General features: G+C 48.6%; 2 protein-coding genes. One reads left to right on the top strand and one right to left on the bottom strand.

The window, feature by feature from the left end; all coding sequences use genetic code 11:
• On the top strand, nucleotides 1-271 hold a 271-nt coding region (locus GTP90_RS35685), incomplete at its 5' end, for a nucleotidyltransferase family protein (protein WP_161087927.1).
• A gap of 1,090 nt (nucleotides 272-1,361) precedes the next feature.
• On the opposite strand, the gene GTP90_RS35680 is transcribed toward GTP90_RS35685, so the two are convergent.
• Nucleotides 1,362-1,469 (bottom strand): IS3 family transposase (locus GTP90_RS35680; protein ID WP_161083488.1); only part of this gene is annotated, 108 nt, incomplete at its 5' end.

The raw sequence follows: 1,469 nt of genomic DNA, 5'->3' as shown, positions 1-1,469 counted from the left end.
CTTTGGCCACCCATATCCAACGCTTCAGAGTGCTCGTGATGGAATTGACAGATTCCTCATCCTCGCCACCTGTGTTGGGGCGACGCCAGAGGCTATCTATGCTCCTAATGGGCTACAAATGCTTTACTATGGTATTCTCACTATGAACTCGCTGACTCCGCATTTAGAGCTCTTCGAAACAAAGGCGGCATCGTATCGCTCCCGCTGGCCGTGGCTTCAAAGCATTGGCCTCAAGGCTAATGTCATTGGTGATCAGCAGGTTGGCCGATAGCGGCCAGCAGCAGACAATCACTAAATAAGTTTAAATGACAGTTTATTTAGCTAGATACACTCAATTCTTTCACCTTGGACTTGGCTTATGAAGCCGTCTTGCCCAAAATGTCACGCTCGCGTTTCAATGGAAACTCACGGCGGATTGTTTTTAGTTAAATGCCCTTCTTGCGACTGGTTTGAAGAAGGCACGTGTAGTCAGCCGCTATTTTCTTCGATACACACGCAGTTTCTCGTTGCTAAGGCAGCACCTCCAGTGTCTGCGGATGCGCTAAAGGTTATTCGTGCGGAGCATTTTCCTGCAAGAGATATGTCCTTGGGAGCTTTACGCAACGAGCTGATATCTGACTTCGGTCTAATGGTCGGCTACATTCCGCTACATCGTGAGCACGAGTTCACGGCCAAGTTGTCGGCAGTGGGTGTGAGACTGGAAGTTCTAACGCATGAAGAAGATTAAGCGCATTCATTTCGCTCCAATTCTGCTACGGGCCGCTTCCGTCGGGTCGTGACAAATCGTGAACTTTGCAAGCAGGCAAAATGCTATTCTGACCATCCAGGCAGCAGCCGGCCAGAAGCAGACGGAGTTGGATTGTTGAACGGGGTTCTAATTTTTGTGAGCAAATTGCATGAAGATTCGAAGTATTCTATTAATCATAGTAGCGCTATTCACGCTGAGCAGTTCGGCGAGCGAGTCAAGAATAGTCGAAAAGCTGAAGCAAGCTAAGAATAAGCAGCAGTGTATTGAACGAGGTGGGAAATGGATTCTTTTCCCAATGGGCCAGTTCTATTTTTGTGCAATCGAAACCGGTGACTCGGGTAAGACATGTTCTGATGATAACGAGAGCCAAGGTGACTGCACTCCCGTGAAGAACAAGGCTGCGAAGCCAGGCATCTGTGCACCGACATTGCCTATGCCAAGCGGATGCTCGGAGCACATAGTTAGCGGCAAGATAATCGCGGAGCCGTGTGTTTAAACTGGGCTGAAACCGGCCATAAGCGGCCGCTGTCAATTTCGGAGTTTTCAATGGTATTTATTTGGGCATAATTACTAGGTATAGAGAAGAAATATGAACTGAATCGCCACGAGTCTGCTAGACACCCGCGAGCCGTTCAAAATGCCTTCGCTCATACTCTGCTGGCGAAAGCCTGTCATTAAATCCGTGACGGCGCTTCGGATTGTAGAACATCTCGATGTAGTC

Source organism: Duganella vulcania, from assembly GCF_009857655.1.
GTDB lineage: Bacteria > Pseudomonadota > Gammaproteobacteria > Burkholderiales > Burkholderiaceae_D > Rugamonas > Rugamonas vulcania.
The sequence above is the reverse complement of the archived record's forward strand: the minus strand, read 5'-3'. Positions and strand labels throughout refer to the sequence as shown.